The organism is Kurthia sp. FSL E2-0154 (genome assembly GCF_038003625.1).
GTDB lineage: Bacteria > Bacillota > Bacilli > Bacillales_A > Planococcaceae > Kurthia > Kurthia gibsonii.
Genome location: NZ_JBBOPO010000001.1, coordinates 1,673,421 through 1,688,961, shown reverse-complemented (window position 1 = coordinate 1,688,961; position 15,541 = coordinate 1,673,421). Strand labels below are relative to the sequence as shown.

The following is a 15,541-nucleotide window of genomic DNA, read 5'->3' as shown; positions in this document are numbered from 1 at the left end:
AATATGGAGCTCGTACTAGATAATTGGCGTTTCCTTTTACAAGGTGCCTACTATACATTATTGATTACCGTTGTTTCAATGTTTTTTGGTTTAATTTTAGGTTTAATCATTGCCATCATGCGTGTAAAAGGCAATACATTTTTACGTAATATTGCACGATTCTATGTCTCGATTATTCGAGGTACACCACCGCTTGTTCAAATTTTCATTGTTTATTATGGATTGAGTGACTATGGTATTGAATTACCATCCATTGTAGCAGCTTGTATCGCGTTAAGTATTAATATTGCAGCGTATATCGCAGAAGCTTTCCGAGGTGCTTTACAATCTGTACCAAAAGGACAATTAGAGGCAGCGGTTGCATCAGGTATGACAGAAGGACAGGCGATGAAGCGTATTATTATTCCACAAGCAGTTCGCTACGCTATTCCACCAATTGGGAATACATTCGTCGGTATGTTAAAAGAAACATCGCTTGTATCAGCAATTGCTGTAACGGAATTAATGCGCGCGGCTCAGTTATTAGTCGCGCAATATTATGTATATATGCCGTTTTACATTATGATTGCTTTAATGTATTGGGCGATGAGTGTGTTCTTCACATTCATTTTAAACCGAGTTGAAAAACGTTTATCCGTTTATTAGGAGTGTCCATATGATTACAGTAGAACATTTATCAAAAAAATTTGATGAACTAGAAGTATTACATGATTTATCGATTACAATTCCAGCGCATCAAGTAGTCGCAGTAATTGGGCCTTCAGGTTCTGGGAAAAGTACATTTTTACGCTGTTTGAATGGTCTAGAAATTTTAACAGAAGGTAAAATTACAGTCGGTCAACATACGATTGAAGCCAATATGAATAAAAAAGAGTTAAAGCAAATGATTTATGGGATTCGTCAAGAGACGGGAATGGTGTTTCAACAGTTCAACTTATATCCGCATAAGACGGTCATCGAAAATGTGATGGAATCTTTAATTGTTGTAAAAAAATTAAAAAAAGAAGAAGCACAAGTACGTGCAGAGCGTTTACTCGACAAAGTCGGGTTACTTGAGAAATTAGATAACTATCCTTCGCAATTATCGGGTGGTCAACAACAACGAGTTGCGATTGCGCGTGCACTTGCGATGGAACCACAATTGATGTTATTTGATGAACCTACGTCAGCGCTAGATCCTGAATTAGTAGGCGATGTACTACGTGTTATGAAGAATCTTGCTGAAGACGGCATGACGATGGTGATTGTGACGCATGAGATGAATTTCGCGCGTGATGTTGCCGATCGTATTGTCTTTATGGCAGATGGTCGAATTGTAGAAGATTCAAAAGATCCAAAAGCGTTCTTTGCGAAACCAACAACAGCACGTGCACAACAATTTATTCGTAAAGTAAACGAATTTTAGGAGGAATAGAAATGAGAATTCAAGCAACCTGGCAAGGTGGACGTGCTTTTGAAGCAAAAGGCGATTCAGGATTTCCAATGTTAATGGATGCCACTGAAAAATATGGTGGCAATTCATCTGCACCAACACCAACAGAGATGTTATTGAGTGCTTTAGCAGGATGTATTGGTATTGATGTGACGATGATTTTAAAACCGCATTTAGACCAAATTACAAAATTAGATATTACAGTAGATGGCGAACGTAAAGAGGAAATGCCAACTGCCTTTACAAAAGCGCATATTACGTTCACAGTTGATGGTGATATTACAGCTAAAAAAGTGTGGCGTGCGATTAAATTAGGTGAAGAAAAATATTGTGCGGTTTCTGCTTCATTAAAAGCAGAAATTACACATTCACTTATTTTAAATGGTGAACAAGTCGAAGAAGTATAAACAGATAAATAGAAAGAGGCATCACTCAATTGAGTGAATGCCTCCTTTTTATTTAGGGAATTCTTTTACTTTTTCAAGTGCGATAACGAATGGTGGGTCATTTTGTTGATTGATGAATTCATAGCGCAGTACATGGACTTGTTTTTGAGGGAGAGAAGCGACGTAATCGAGTACGCGGTCACGTTCTTCTTTACCACCTTCATGTCCGTAGTAAATGACTAAGACAATCATACCGCCTACAACGAGTTGTTGAAGCAGTGATTCAAGTGCTGCCACCGTCGTAGAAGGTTTTGTAATCACATCATGCGCTGCACCGGGTAAATAACCAAGATTAAAAACAGCTGCTTTAATCGGTGTGGATACATAGTTGGCTACTTGTTCATGTCCATCAAGAATGACTTCACATCTTGCTTGTACACCAGCTTCCGCAAGACGACTCATTGTCGCATCAACAGCTTGTTGCTGTACATCAAATGCATAGACATGACCTGTGTCGCCAACAAGTTCAGCTAAGAATAATGTATCATGCCCATTACCAGCAGTGGCATCGACAACTGTATCACCGATTTCGATTGTATCTCTTAATAGAGTTTTAGCATATTGTAAAACACGTTCTAATCGCATGAAGACGTCATCTCCACAGGTACATAGTGCTTACCTTGCCAGCTATCACGTTTTGCAAGTTCTGCATCAATACCGTTTAATACTTCCCATTTATTCACTGACCACATTGGTCCAATCATTAAATCGATTGGTCCATCACCTGTAATACGCTGTACGACCATGCTTGGTGGAATGACTTCTAATTGGTCTGCAACAAGTTGCGTATAGGCATCTTGATCCATTAATTCCAATTGGCCCTTTTCATATTGTTTGACAAGTGGTGTTCCTTTTAATAAATGAAGTAAATGAATTTTAATGCCTTGTACATCTAGTTTGGCTACTTCACGTGCTGTTTCCATCATCATATCGTAGTCTTCAAGAGGGAGACCGTTAATGATATGTGTGCAAATACGAATACCATGTTTACGCAGTTTATTAACACCTTCAACGTATGTTTGATAGTCATGCGCACGATTAATTAAATTCGCTGTTTTTTCATGTACTGTTTGTAAACCTAATTCTACCCATAAATAAGTACGTTGGTTTAACTCAGCTAAATACTCAACGACATCATCTGGTAAACAGTCTGGACGCGTTGCGATACTTAGACCGACAACACCTTCACATGCAAGTGCTGCTTCAAATTTTTCTTTTAATACAGGAAGTGGGGCATGTGTATTCGTATAAGCTTGGAAATAGGCCATCGTTTTGCCGCCCTTCCACTTATGCTCCATCTTCTCTTTGATTTTAGCAAATTGTACGTCGATTGGATCTACACGATCACCTGCAAAGTCACCTGAACCAGCAGCTGAACAGAATGTACAACCGCCGAATGCTACAGTGCCATCTCTGTTTGGACAATCGAACCCAGCATCAAGTGCTACTTTGAATACTTTTGAACCGAACTCATTGCGTAAGTAGCGGTTCCATGTATAATATCGCTTTCCATCTGAAGGGAAAGGAAATTGATTTTCTGTCATTGTTTCTGTCATCTCCTCTAACGATTTATTTTAACATGAAATGCTTTCGATATGCTAAAAAGTGTTTGTTAAAATATTTTTCGGAAATCGGAATATTTGGGGTTGTATCGAGGTGATTTCTCCTTTAATATTACGAGATAGATATCATCTCATTTTGAGATTAGAGGAGGGGGTTTATGCATGAAAATGCCAAAAACAGTTTGGCTTTTAGTAATCGGAATGCTTGTAAATACGACAGGTAACTCTTTTTTATGGCCAATGAATACAATTTATCTGCATGACCACCTCGGTCAAAGTTTAACAGTAGCAGGGCTTGTATTAATGTTAAATGCAGCAGCTGGCGTAGTAGGGAATCTACTCGGCGGCTATTTATTTGATAAAATAGGTGGTTATAAAACGATTTTATTTGGTATTATTTTGACGATTGTGGGTCTCGCACTCTTAACGATTTGGCATGGATGGCCGCAATATGTATGGTTGCTTGCGCTTATCGGTTTTAGTGGCGGGATTGTATTTCCGAGTATGTTTGCACTTGTTGGTGTTGCGTGGCCAGAAGGTGGTCGAAAAGGATTCAATGCCATTTACTTAGCGCAAAATCTAGGGGTAGCAGTGGGTCCTGTATTAGCAGGTGTTGTAGCTTCTTATAGTTTTGATTATTTATTTGTTGCCAACTTAATTATGTATATTCTTTTCTTAGGCATTGCATTCAAGTTCAAAAAAATTCAAACAGAAGATGCATATGGACCAACAGCGGCATTACCTAGAGGTGAGCTGAAAAATCGTGCACCACTTATTGCGCTATGTATTTTAGGTGTCGGCTTCTTACTTGGATGGCTTGTGTACTCACAATGGGTATCAACGATTTCAACTTATACACAAGATCTCGGTTTATCGTTAAACCAATATAGTGCACTTTGGGCTGTAAATGGTTTCCTAATCGTTCTTGGTCAGCCATTAATTGCACCAATTGTACGCAAATTAGAAGGGCGTTATAAAGCACAAATCTTATTTGGTTTATCCATTTTCATCGTGTCGTTTGTTGTATTAATTTTTGCAAAAACATTCACAATGTTTATTGTCGCAATGGTCATTCTAACATTCGGTGAAATGTTCATCTGGCCAGTCGTTCCAACATTGGCAAGTGTGCTCGCACCGAAAGGAAAAGACGGCTTCTTCCAAGGACTGATTAATGGTTTTGCGACATTTGGGCGTATGCTAGGGCCTGTTGTAGGTGGTGTACTTGCGCAAGCTTATGGTATGCAAGTAACGTTTATCGTATTAATCGGTATTCTATTCCTTGCGGCAATTCCATTCTTCTTCTACGATTTGCCACTTAAAAGGAAGAAAGTAACGAGTTAAAGAAATGGACTTGTTATTTTAAGGCTTTTCAGATAAAATAAAGGCATTATACTAATAGGACGAAGATCAGGAGTAGTAGATAACGGAAGTTTTTAGAGAGTTAGCGGTTGGTGGGAGCTAATAACGGATGGAATCGAACTTGCCTTGGGAGTCTGCATAGGAATGATTGACCTACGCCGTTAATCCGCGATAAGGATTCAAGTTGAGTGTTTTCACTAATTTGGGTGGTACCGCGGGAATTATATGTCTCGTCCCTTTTTCAAGGGACGGGACTTTTTATTTTCCGTCATTGGTGAATGCGTTCTTATATTAAAGGAGGAAAAAACATGAGCTTTAATCATCAAGAGATTGAGAAGAAGTGGCAAAAGTATTGGGATGAACACCAATCTTTTAAAACAGTAAATGACGATTCAAAACCAAAATTTTATGCACTTGATATGTTCCCATATCCATCAGGATCAGGTCTACACGTAGGACACCCTGAAGGTTATACAGCGACAGATATTTTATCTCGCTTCAAACGTATGCAAGGTTACAATGTACTTCACCCAATGGGCTGGGATGCATTCGGTTTACCAGCAGAGCAATATGCACTAGATACTGGGAATGACCCTGCTGAATTTACAGCGCAAAACATTGCGACGTTCAAACGCCAAATCCAAGAGCTTGGCTTTAGTTATGATTGGGATCGCGAAATTAATACAACAGACCCTTCATACTACAAATGGACACAATGGATTTTCATCCAATTATACAAAAAAGGTTTAGCTTACATTGATGAAGTAGCTGTAAACTGGTGCCCAGCACTTGGAACAGTTCTTGCAAATGAAGAAGTCATCGATGGTAAATCAGAGCGTGGTGGACATCCAGTAGAACGTCGTCCGATGAAACAATGGATGCTGAAAATTACTGCTTATGCAGACCGTCTAATTGACGATTTAGAAGATGTAGATTGGCCTGAAAATATTAAAGATATGCAACGCCACTGGATTGGTCGTTCTGAAGGTGCGGAAGTAGACTTTAAAATTAAAGGAACAGATAAGCAATTCCGCGTGTTCACAACACGCCCAGATACATTATTCGGTGCAACTTACACAGTATTAGCGCCAGAACATGCATTTGTAAAAGACATCACAACACCAGAACAAAAAGAAGCCGTACAAGCTTACTTAGATCAAGTGAAGATGAAGTCAGATCTTGAACGTACAGACCTTGCAAAAGAAAAAACAGGTGTATTCACAGGTGCTTATGCAATCAACCCAATTAACGGTCAAGAAGTGCCGATTTGGATTGCAGATTATGTACTTGCTTCATACGGTACAGGTGCAATCATGGCTGTTCCAGCACATGATGAGCGTGACTACGAGTTTGCGAAACAATTCGACTTACCAATCATCCCTGTATTAGAAGGCGGCAACATTGAAGAAGCGGCATTCACAGAAGATGGTCCACACATTAATTCAGGCTTCTTAAATGGACTTGGTAAAGAAGAAGGCATTCAAAAAGCCATCGCTTGGTTGGAAGAAAATAAAGTGGGTGAGAAGAAAGTAACGTATCGTTTACGTGACTGGTTATTCTCTCGTCAACGTTACTGGGGTGAACCGATTCCAATTATCCATTGGGAAGATGGTTCAATTACAACAGTTCCAGAAGATCAACTACCACTTGAATTACCAAAAACAAAAGATATTCACCCATCAGGTACAGGTGAATCACCACTTGCGAATATCGCAGAGTGGGTAAATGTTGTAGACCCTGAAACAGGTATGAAAGGTCGTCGTGAAACGAACACAATGCCACAATGGGCAGGTTCATCATGGTACTTCTTACGCTATATCGATCCACACAATACAGAAGCAATCGCAGACCCAGAGCTATTAAAACGCTGGTTACCAGTTGATATCTATATTGGCGGACAAGAACACGCAGTACTTCACTTACTATATGCTCGTTTCTGGCATAAAGTGTTATACGATCTAGGCGTTGTTCCAACGAAAGAGCCATTCCAAAAATTATTCAACCAAGGGATGATTCTTGGTGAAGGTAACGAAAAAATGTCGAAATCAAAAGGAAATGTTGTAAACCCTGATGATATTATCGAATCACATGGCGCAGATACACTTCGTTTATACGAAATGTTCATGGGACCACTTGAAGCATCGATTCCATGGTCTACAAATGGACTTGACGGAGCACGTCGCTTCTTAGATCGTATTTGGCGTTTATTCATCAATGAGGAAACAGGTGAATTAGCAGATAAGATTCAAGATTCGAACGACACAACACTTGAAAAAGTGTACAATCAAACAGTTCAAAAAGTAACAGATAACAACGAAAACATCCGTTTCAATACATCAATCTCACAAATGATGGTATTCATCAACGAATGTTACAAAGCAGAAGTTGTACCAACAGCTTATGCAGAAGGCTTCGTAAAAATGTTATCACCAATCGCACCACACCTTGCAGAAGAATTATGGGCGAAACTAGGTCACACAGGATCAATCACATATGCTGAATGGCCAACATATGATGAAACAAAACTAGTAGACGACGAAGTAGAAATCGTTGTTCAAATCAACGGTAAAGTACGTGCGAAACTACTTGTAGCAAAAGACGCTTCACGCGAAGACCTTGAAAAAGCTGCACTTGAAAATGAAAACGTACAAGAACACATCGACGGTAAAGAAATTAAAAAATTAATTGCCGTACCAGGTAAATTAGTTAATATTGTAGCGAAATAATAGTGTAAAACGGCAAATATTCTCATGATATTTGCCGTTTTATTTATAGGAGGCGTAAATAATGAAAAAGCATGTACATGTAGTAGGTGCAGTTATGGTAAACGATGAAGAGAAGATTTTTTGCGCACAGCGTAGTAAAAAAATGTCTCTACCTGGTTTATGGGAATTCCCAGGTGGTAAAATTGAAGATGGGGAAACAAAACAACAAGCATTAATAAGAGAGATTCAAGAAGAATTAGCCTGTAGTATTGAAGTATATGAACAGATTGAAGATACAACATATGAATACGAGACATTCGTTGTTCGTCTAGAGACATTTAAAGCGAAAATTTTAAAAGGAGAGCCGGTTCTTCAAGAACATCAGGCGAGTAAATGGATAGCTGTCGAAGAATTAGACCAATTAAACTGGGCAGCAGCAGATGTACCAGCAGTAAAGAAGATTCAAAAGGAGTTTGTTAGATGATTGAAGTTAGTCAAAATTATTTACAGAAATCCATTGAGCGAGGATTTATTGATTCGAACATTGTAGCGCCACTTACATATCGACCGCAATTATTATTAAATAATGAACAAGAGCAAGTGTTGCCAACTTTACTGCAAGAGTTAAAGACGTGTAAGGAGTTTTTTATTTCAGTCGCTTTTATTACAGAGAGTGGTTTAGCGATGTTAAAAACAGTGTTATATGAATTGTCCCTTCGAAACATTAAAGGGCGTATTCTTACTTCCACGTATTTAAATTTTAATAACCCGAAAGTTTTTAAAGAGTTATTAAAGTTAAAGAATGTAGAAGTGCGTTTAACTGATATCGATGGTTTTCATGCAAAAGGGTATTATTTCAAACATGAAAACTTCGAAACGTTTATTGTAGGAAGTTCGAATTTAACAGCGAATGCATTAAAAAAGAATTACGAATGGAATATTAAATTGACTACGTTAGAACATGGTGAATTAATTAATAATTTCCATGATCAGTTTGAAACTCTTTGGACAAAATCATATCCATTGACGATTGAATGGATCCGACAATATGAACAACTTTATACCCCACCAAATACGAATCAAGTCGTTTTAGAAGTACCTATGAATGTTTTAGAAAATCCTTTAAGTCGAACACTTGAAATTAAACCAAATAAAATGCAAGAAAAAGCATTGGCTCAAATTGCAGGGCTTAGAAATCAGGGTGCTGAAAAAGCATTAGTTATTTCAGCAACAGGTACAGGTAAAACTTACTTATCTGCATTTGATGTACGAGCTTTTTGTCCGAAGAAGTTTTTATTCATTGTGCATCGTGAACAGATTTTAAAAAAGGCAATGAAAGACTACCAACAAATTATTGGTGGCGATTTAGATGAATATGGTTTATTAACAGGGAATTCAAAAGATATCCATGCGAAATACTTATTTGCGACAATACAAACGATCTCTAAACAAGAGATTTTAAATGCTTTCGATCCAACAGAATTTGATTACATTTTAATTGATGAAGTGCATAAAGCAGGTGCATCATCTTATTTAAAAGTTATAAACTACTTTAAGCCTTCTTTCTTATTAGGTATGACTGCTACTCCGGAACGCACAGATGATTTTAATATTTATGAAGTATTTGATTATAATGTGGCGTATGAAATTCGACTACAAGAAGCTTTAGAAGAAGATATGTTATGTCCATTCCATTATTTTGGTATTACAGATTTTGAAGTAGAAGGAGAAGAAATTCAGAGTACGAAGGAATTTCAGTACTTAGATCAAGAAAAGCGAGTAGATCATGTATTAGAGCGTGTCTCTTATTATGGGCATTCGGGTGAAAAATTGAAGGGTCTTGTCTTTTGTGCGAATAAAAAAGAGGCGCACACATTAGCCACACTTTTTACACAAAGAAATCATCCTTCCGTTGCTTTAACTGGAGAAGATTCTCAGGAAGTACGTGAGAAAACGATTCGCAAATTAGAAAATGGAGAAATTGATTATATTTTCACTGTTGATATTTTCAATGAAGGTATTGATATACCAGTAGTGAATCAAATTATTATGCTACGCCAAACACAATCAAGTATTGTATTTATTCAACAACTTGGTAGAGGTTTGCGTAAACATCCTCAAAAAGAGTTTGTGACCATCATTGACTTTATCGGGAATTATGAGAATAACTATTTAATTCCAGTTGCACTTTCAGGTGATCAAACGTTAAATAAGGATACAATTCGTCGTAAGACAGTCGATATGTCATTCATTAAAGGGATTTCAACCGTTAATTTTGAAGAAATTGCAAAGCAAAGAATATTTGATTCGATTACGAATACAAACTTATCCACACAAAAGAACTTAAAAGAAAAGTATGAACAGTTAAAGAATCGATTAGGGCATATTCCGAGTTTAGTTGATTTTATGGAAAATAATTCGATTGATCCGTATGTACTGATTGGGACAAATAAAACGTACTATCAATTCTTGCACAAAATGAAAGAGGATATCCCGAATTTATCAGAATATGAAGTACAAGTTTTGTATATGATTGGTGAAGAATTAATGAATGGTAAAAGAGTTCATGAATTATTATTATTGAATGAACTATTGCAGTGCTCAACGCTTTCAAAGCAAGAATTTATTCATTTATTAAATAAAAAAGAAGTGCGTACCGACTATGAAACAATCGCATCAATGGAACGTATTTTAACATTAGAGTTTTTCACACAGGCTTTCCAAAAACGTTACGGCGGACAATCTTTAGTGGTAGTTGAGAATGATGTATATGAATTAAATATTCCTTTGCAAAATGAATATTTTAAGCAGCATATGCAAGACCTTTTAAATGTGGGCCTAAGAAAATCAGAGAAATATGACCAACAAAAGATATTTACACTCTATGAAAAATATTCACGAAAAGACGCATGTCGTTTATTAAACTGGCGAAGTGATATGTCGAGTACGGTGTATGGTTATAAACGAGTGGAAGATTCATGTCCTTTATTTGTGACCTATCATAAAGATGAAAAACTTTCGACAAGTGTTCATTATGGTGATGAATTAATCACACCAGAATTATTTAAATGGTATTCAAGAACACCGAGAACATTAAAATCGAAAGAATTGGAAAAAATTATTCATGCAAAAGAACACGGTGTGAAGATTCATTTATTCATTCAAAAAGAAGGCGCAGAAGGTACGGACTTTTATTATTTAGGTGAAGTAGAAGCAGAGGCTAATAAAGCAACACAAGAGAAAATTGAAACGTTAAAAGGTGATCAAGTAGATGTGGTTACGATTGAATTTGATTTAAAACAATCGATTAAAATGCCGATTTATCACTATTTAAAAAACGAAGAAGTATAACAAAACCCGTAACGACTGCAATCGTTACGGGTTTTCTCTGTTTATGCTTTTTCTAACTCCTCCGTCAGTTCTTCCAACTGTGTAATCAGTTGTCCGATATAAGCGATGGTATTGCGGAGTGGTTCGTCTGTTGATACGTCAACGCCTGCCATTTTAGCGAGTTCTTCAGGTGTGGCTGTGCCACCTGCTTGTAGAACGCGTAGCCAGTCGTCTACGGCGTTTTCGTCTTTATGGATGATTCTTTGTGCGACTTGTGTGGCAATCGTTAAGCCAGCACTGTATGTGTACGGATATAAGCCCATATAGTAATGTGGTTGGCGCATCCATGTGCGTTCAGCACCTTCATTGATAAGAATATCTTCACCCCAGAATTGTTCAAGCACTTGTCGTTTTAATTCATTGAGGCGTTTCGCTGTGACAGCACCTCCAGCATCAACAATACGATATACTTCGCGCTGATACGCCGCTTCTAGTAAGTGTGTCACAAAGTTATGGTAATACGTTTTTGATACCATATTTGAAATAATCCAGCGTTTAAAACGAAGATCGTCTTTTGTTGTAACGAGATGTTCTGCGACTAGCAGTTCATTCAATGTTGAAGGAGCTTCTACAAAGTAACGTGATACACGTCCGTCAAAAATATTTTGTTTTTGATAGGCTTGTTGGAAATGTCCAGCATGTCCTAGCTCATGTGCAAGTGTAAATACATTACTCATATGATTATTCCATGACATCAAGATGTACGAGTTTGCGCCATAAGGGCTTGCACAAAATGCACCTGTTCGTTTGCCTTCATTCGGTGCATAGTCAATCCAGCGTTCATCATATGCACGTTGTAACATCTTTGTATAGTCTTCACCCATCGGTTGTAATGCTTCTAAAATCATTTTTTCGGCTTCTTTTTTCGTAACAGTCGGTTCATACTCAGGGTCTAGTGAGATTTTTAAGTCAGCAAAAGTTATTTGGTCAAGTCCGTGTACTTTTTGAAGTAACTTAGCATAGCGGCGCATATGCGGTGCCAATTCGTTCATAATGACATCAATCTGTCTGTGGTATAAATCTTCCGTCACCTTTTGTTCGTGGAGTAGAGAATGGAAGACAGAATCAAAACCACGTAAATCCGCCATTCGTTTTTCAATTTGTACTTGTGTATCATAAGCTTTTGCGGTTGTTGCTTCATAATCACGCAATTTTCTGTAAAATGTTTGGAAAGCTGCATGACGTTTATGAAAGTCGACTTCTTGTTCCCAATTATTTTCAAATGAGCTATAGCTTAATGGGAACTGTTCACCGTCTACGTCAATATCAGGGAAGCGAAGGTCGAGTGCTTTTGTTGCATTATAGAGTGCATAAGGTGCATCAAAAGCGACATTAAGTGAGGCGAATGCTTTTTCGACTTCTGGATGTAATTGGTACGGTTGCTTGCGTAAGATGTCTTCTACAAAATGTTTTAAGTGAGGTGCTTGTTCCACTGCTTCATTCAATACGTCCTCAGATGTACTTAGTAATGTTGTTTTGAAAAAAGATGTCTTACTAAAGAGAGTCGCCGCCACTTGATTCATGCGAGAGACACGTGCTTGCGCCGCTTCATCGCCTTGGTTTGTTTCCCATGAGAGATTGGCATATGTATGCACAATCACAAATTGCTCAAAGATTTTTTCGTAATCTTTTAGTGCTTGTGCAATCGATGTAGCAGCGTGTAAGTGATCTTCATAATTTACTTGGAATTGATGTACAGCATCTAACAATGCCTCAACTCTTTCATTAAACTCATCTTCATCTTTGATTAAACGTGTTAAATCCCAAGTTTCTTCTAATGGTACAGCTTCACGAACAGGTAACTTCATATCACTTCACTCCTTATATTTAGTCTTTTCATTATATTCTAAATATTTCGGATTGTGAAGTAAATGATTACAGTCGACGAATTGAATATTTCCCGAGCAATAAATCAATGAAGTAAAGAATTGCGATACATAGATGAATACCCCATCCAAGTATAGGAATCCATGTGAAACAAGTTAAGAAAATCGCAATGATTGGAACTACTTTTGATTGGATTGTCCCCATACGAACGATGAGTACAATTGCATGAATGACAAGAGCAACCCATACAGTTGCATAGCCAGTAGCAAGTACTGTAGCCCCCCCTACAATCGGAATTGCGAGATAGGCTTCGTATAAAAAAGCAATTAATGTCGTCACAAAAAACATACACAACCATCCTTTCGTTAGTACATATACGAATTACGTTAGATTTTGTTTCAAGTAGGAAAAGAAAAAATCGCACCAAAGCGCGATTTTTCTCTCTAACTCTTCGTTTGCGATTTTGCAAAATCATCTTCTTCAGACTCGTAAACATCGTCAAATACTTCACCTTTATTTTCTTCACTTGTTGTTACATAGAGTGTACATGCTAGGTCACCTGTTGAATTCACCATAGTACGTGTCATATCGAGTAGACGATCAATACCGATGATTAAAGCGATACCTTCAACAGGTAAGCCAACCGCTGTTAATACCATAGCAAGCATGATAAGACCAGCGCCTGGAACAGCAGCAGTTCCAATACTTGCGAGTACAGCTGTTAATACGACTGTAATTAGCGCTGTAATGGATAAATCAACCGAGAAAACTTGTGCAATAAAGATTGTTGCAACTCCTTGCATAATCGCAGTTCCATCCATATTAATCGTTGCACCGAGTGGTTGTACGAATGAACTAATTGAACGAGGGACGCCAAGTTTTTTCTGCGCAATTTCCATAGCGACAGGTAGTGTAGCGCTACTACTTGATGTACTAAACGATACAGCCATTGCAGGAGAATACGTTTTAATTACCTGTACTGGATTACGCTTTGCTAAAAACTTGATAGCACCGCCGTAAACGAAGAAGAAGTGGACAGCAAGTGCCAGCAATACAACCAGCATGTATAAGAACATTGCTTTTAATGCACTAAATCCGAGTTGACCAACTGCAGAGGCGATTAAACCGAATGTACCAAATGGTGCAAACTTCATGACAAGGTTGACTAAGAACATCATAATTTCGTTCCCTTGTTCCATTAGTTTTGCAATACCCTCTACTTTTTTACCTAAATAGCTAATCGCAAAGCCGATGAAAACAGCGAAGAAGATAATTTGTAGCATTGCACCTTCTGCCATTGCAGCAATTGGGTTAACTGGAATGATACCGAGGAATGTCTCTGATACGGGCGGTGCTTTTGTTGGTTCATAGTTTAAATTATCTGTTTGAAACGTTCCAGCAAGACCTGGTTTTAAAATCAGCGCTAAAACAATTCCGATTGTAATTGCGATAGCAGTTGTTGTTAAAAAGAATGTAATCGTCTTAATACCAATTCTGCCGAGTTTTTTAGGATCACCAATATTCGCAACACCTGTCACAATCGAGAAGAATACAAGCGGTACAATCACCATCTTAATTAAGTTTAAGAAAATTGTGCCAAGTGGTGTAAATAGATAACCATCTAAAGGTTTAAAAATACTCGGGAAAAAGGCGTTAATGATAACACCTACAATAGCCCCTAATGCAAGTGCCATTAAAATACGTTTTGCTAATTTCATCCATTCATCCCCTTTATGTAAAAATAAAATAAGCATTACAATTCTCTATGTATGATATAAAGAAAAATAATGCTTACTGTTATATTATAATAAAACAAAAGGAAATGAAAGTGCTTTCATACTAATAATTTAATTCTTTTGCATGGATAATTTCATAAAGTTTATTATTCGTTGGTGTAGCAATTTGATGTTTTGCACCTAATTTTCGGATAGTTCCTGCGAAAAGTGGCAGTTCACTTTTTCTTTTTGCATCGACATCTTGTGCCATAGAAGGTTTTCCATCTGGATTTAGTGTTGCTAAAATATCAAGCCAATAATTCAAGTCTTTTTCCGAAAGTGCAATTCCTTCAGCTTGTCCAATCGTAATGACTTCACGCATCGCGTCAACCATCATCTCGCGCGCTTCACCTTCGATTTGAACATCATGGAATGTACCTTCAATTGCAGCAACAGTTTGATTAACACCTACATTTAACATGAATTTCCCCCATAAGCGATGGCGCATTTTTGGATCGATTTCATAGGGGAATTCTGTTTCGTTGAAGAAGTTTGTAACGGTATGTAGGCGTTCAAGTTCCATTCCTTCCAAGCCCGCTCCGATACAAAGTAAGCCTTTATTGACATAAGTCATATGGTTGCCTGTTTTTAAAGCATCCATACCTTGTGCAACACAATATAGTGTATGTTTGACACCGAAAACTTTTGCTATCTCTTCTTCACTAATAATGCCATTTAATACAGAGAGAATAATGGTTTGTTTTTGTACGATTGGATGAATCATCTCAATGGCTTCCGATAGACCATCGAATTTTGTGGCGATTAAAACCAAATCTGCGGGTGTCGCTTGTTCAGGTGTTACATAATGAAATGTACAAGGTTCGCCATTACAAAAAATACCGTCGCGTTTATAGCGTTCAATACGTTTAGCGTCTGCAATCACTTCTACGCGTTCTTTTGGTAATCGTTTTGAAAAATGTTCTGCATACAGTACACCGAGTGCACCAAGTCCTACGATTGCTACTTGTTGAATTTTCAATTGACCCACTCCTAAATTATGTCATAAACGTATCATAACAAATTTTTTGCTGAAAAATGAAACAAA

13 protein-coding genes and 1 other annotated feature are annotated in these 15,541 nt (G+C 37.6%); of the genes, 7 read left to right on the top strand and 6 right to left on the bottom strand.

Going from position 1 to position 15,541, the window contains the following annotated elements; translation table 11 throughout:
* Positions 1-3 precede the first annotated feature (3 nt).
* The 3 genes from MHB75_RS08250 to MHB75_RS08240 are packed head-to-tail and all read left to right on the top strand — an operon-like array spanning position 4 to position 1,839.
* Positions 4-645, top strand: a complete 642-nt coding sequence (locus MHB75_RS08250; protein WP_068451709.1) for an amino acid ABC transporter permease — start codon at positions 4-6, stop codon at positions 643-645.
* A gap of 10 nt (positions 646-655) precedes the next feature.
* Positions 656-1,405, top strand: coding sequence for an amino acid ABC transporter ATP-binding protein (locus MHB75_RS08245; RefSeq protein ID WP_141274700.1), 750 nt, complete (start codon positions 656-658; stop codon positions 1,403-1,405).
* A gap of 11 nt (positions 1,406-1,416) precedes the next feature.
* Positions 1,417-1,839: an OsmC family protein gene (locus MHB75_RS08240; RefSeq protein WP_141274701.1), complete on the top strand. Its 423-nt coding sequence runs from the start codon at positions 1,417-1,419 to the stop codon at positions 1,837-1,839.
* Between the two features lie 48 nt (positions 1,840-1,887).
* On the opposite strand, the gene MHB75_RS08235 is transcribed toward MHB75_RS08240, so the two are convergent.
* Both MHB75_RS08235 and MHB75_RS08230 read right to left on the bottom strand, forming a co-directional pair.
* Positions 1,888-2,463, bottom strand: coding sequence for a tRNA (mnm(5)s(2)U34)-methyltransferase (locus tag MHB75_RS08235; RefSeq protein WP_340997050.1), 576 nt, complete (start codon positions 2,461-2,463; stop codon positions 1,888-1,890).
* Complete coding sequence (locus MHB75_RS08230) at positions 2,454-3,422, bottom strand: TIGR01212 family radical SAM protein (RefSeq protein ID WP_340997048.1); 969 nt, start codon at positions 3,420-3,422, stop codon at positions 2,454-2,456. Before MHB75_RS08230 ends, MHB75_RS08235 begins: the two co-directional genes overlap by 10 nt.
* Before the next feature lie 186 nt (positions 3,423-3,608).
* Here MHB75_RS08230 and MHB75_RS08225 point away from each other — a divergent pair, with 186 nt between their 5' ends.
* The 4 genes from MHB75_RS08225 to MHB75_RS08210 all read left to right on the top strand — a co-directional run bounded on the left by MHB75_RS08225 (position 3,609) and on the right by MHB75_RS08210 (position 10,855).
* Positions 3,609-4,781 (top strand): MDR family MFS transporter, encoded by a 1,173-nt coding sequence (locus MHB75_RS08225; protein WP_141274707.1) that lies wholly within the window; start codon positions 3,609-3,611, stop codon positions 4,779-4,781.
* Positions 4,782-4,834: 53 nt separating this feature from the next.
* Positions 4,835-5,040: a binding site (T-box leader), on the top strand.
* Between the two features lie 67 nt (positions 5,041-5,107).
* The gene (leuS, locus tag MHB75_RS08220) at positions 5,108-7,525 is read left to right on the top strand and encodes a leucine--tRNA ligase (protein ID WP_340997046.1); all 2,418 of its coding nucleotides are present in this window, start codon (positions 5,108-5,110) and stop codon (positions 7,523-7,525) included.
* Between the two features lie 61 nt (positions 7,526-7,586).
* Positions 7,587-7,988 (top strand): (deoxy)nucleoside triphosphate pyrophosphohydrolase, encoded by a 402-nt coding sequence (locus MHB75_RS08215; protein WP_338838097.1) that lies wholly within the window; start codon positions 7,587-7,589, stop codon positions 7,986-7,988.
* Positions 7,985-10,855: a DEAD/DEAH box helicase gene (locus MHB75_RS08210; RefSeq protein WP_340997043.1), complete on the top strand. Its 2,871-nt coding sequence runs from the start codon at positions 7,985-7,987 to the stop codon at positions 10,853-10,855. The genes MHB75_RS08215 and MHB75_RS08210 overlap by 4 nt, the downstream gene beginning before the upstream one ends.
* Before the next feature lie 41 nt (positions 10,856-10,896).
* On the opposite strand, the gene pepF is transcribed toward MHB75_RS08210, so the two are convergent.
* The 4 genes from pepF to MHB75_RS08190 all read right to left on the bottom strand — a co-directional run bounded on the left by pepF (position 10,897) and on the right by MHB75_RS08190 (position 15,484).
* Positions 10,897-12,702: an oligoendopeptidase F gene (gene pepF, locus MHB75_RS08205; protein ID WP_340997042.1), complete on the bottom strand. Its 1,806-nt coding sequence runs from the start codon at positions 12,700-12,702 to the stop codon at positions 10,897-10,899.
* Between the two features lie 67 nt (positions 12,703-12,769).
* Complete coding sequence (locus MHB75_RS08200) at positions 12,770-13,069, bottom strand: hypothetical protein (RefSeq protein ID WP_068451745.1); 300 nt, start codon at positions 13,067-13,069, stop codon at positions 12,770-12,772.
* A 95-nt stretch (positions 13,070-13,164) separates the two neighbouring features.
* Positions 13,165-14,439, bottom strand: coding sequence for a dicarboxylate/amino acid:cation symporter (locus tag MHB75_RS08195; RefSeq protein ID WP_340997040.1), 1,275 nt, complete (start codon positions 14,437-14,439; stop codon positions 13,165-13,167).
* A gap of 121 nt (positions 14,440-14,560) precedes the next feature.
* Positions 14,561-15,484 carry a ketopantoate reductase family protein gene (locus MHB75_RS08190; RefSeq protein ID WP_445667000.1) on the bottom strand — a complete coding sequence of 308 codons (924 nt, stop codon included), beginning with the start codon at positions 15,482-15,484 and terminating at the stop codon, positions 14,561-14,563.
* Positions 15,485-15,541: the final 57 nt, after the last annotated feature.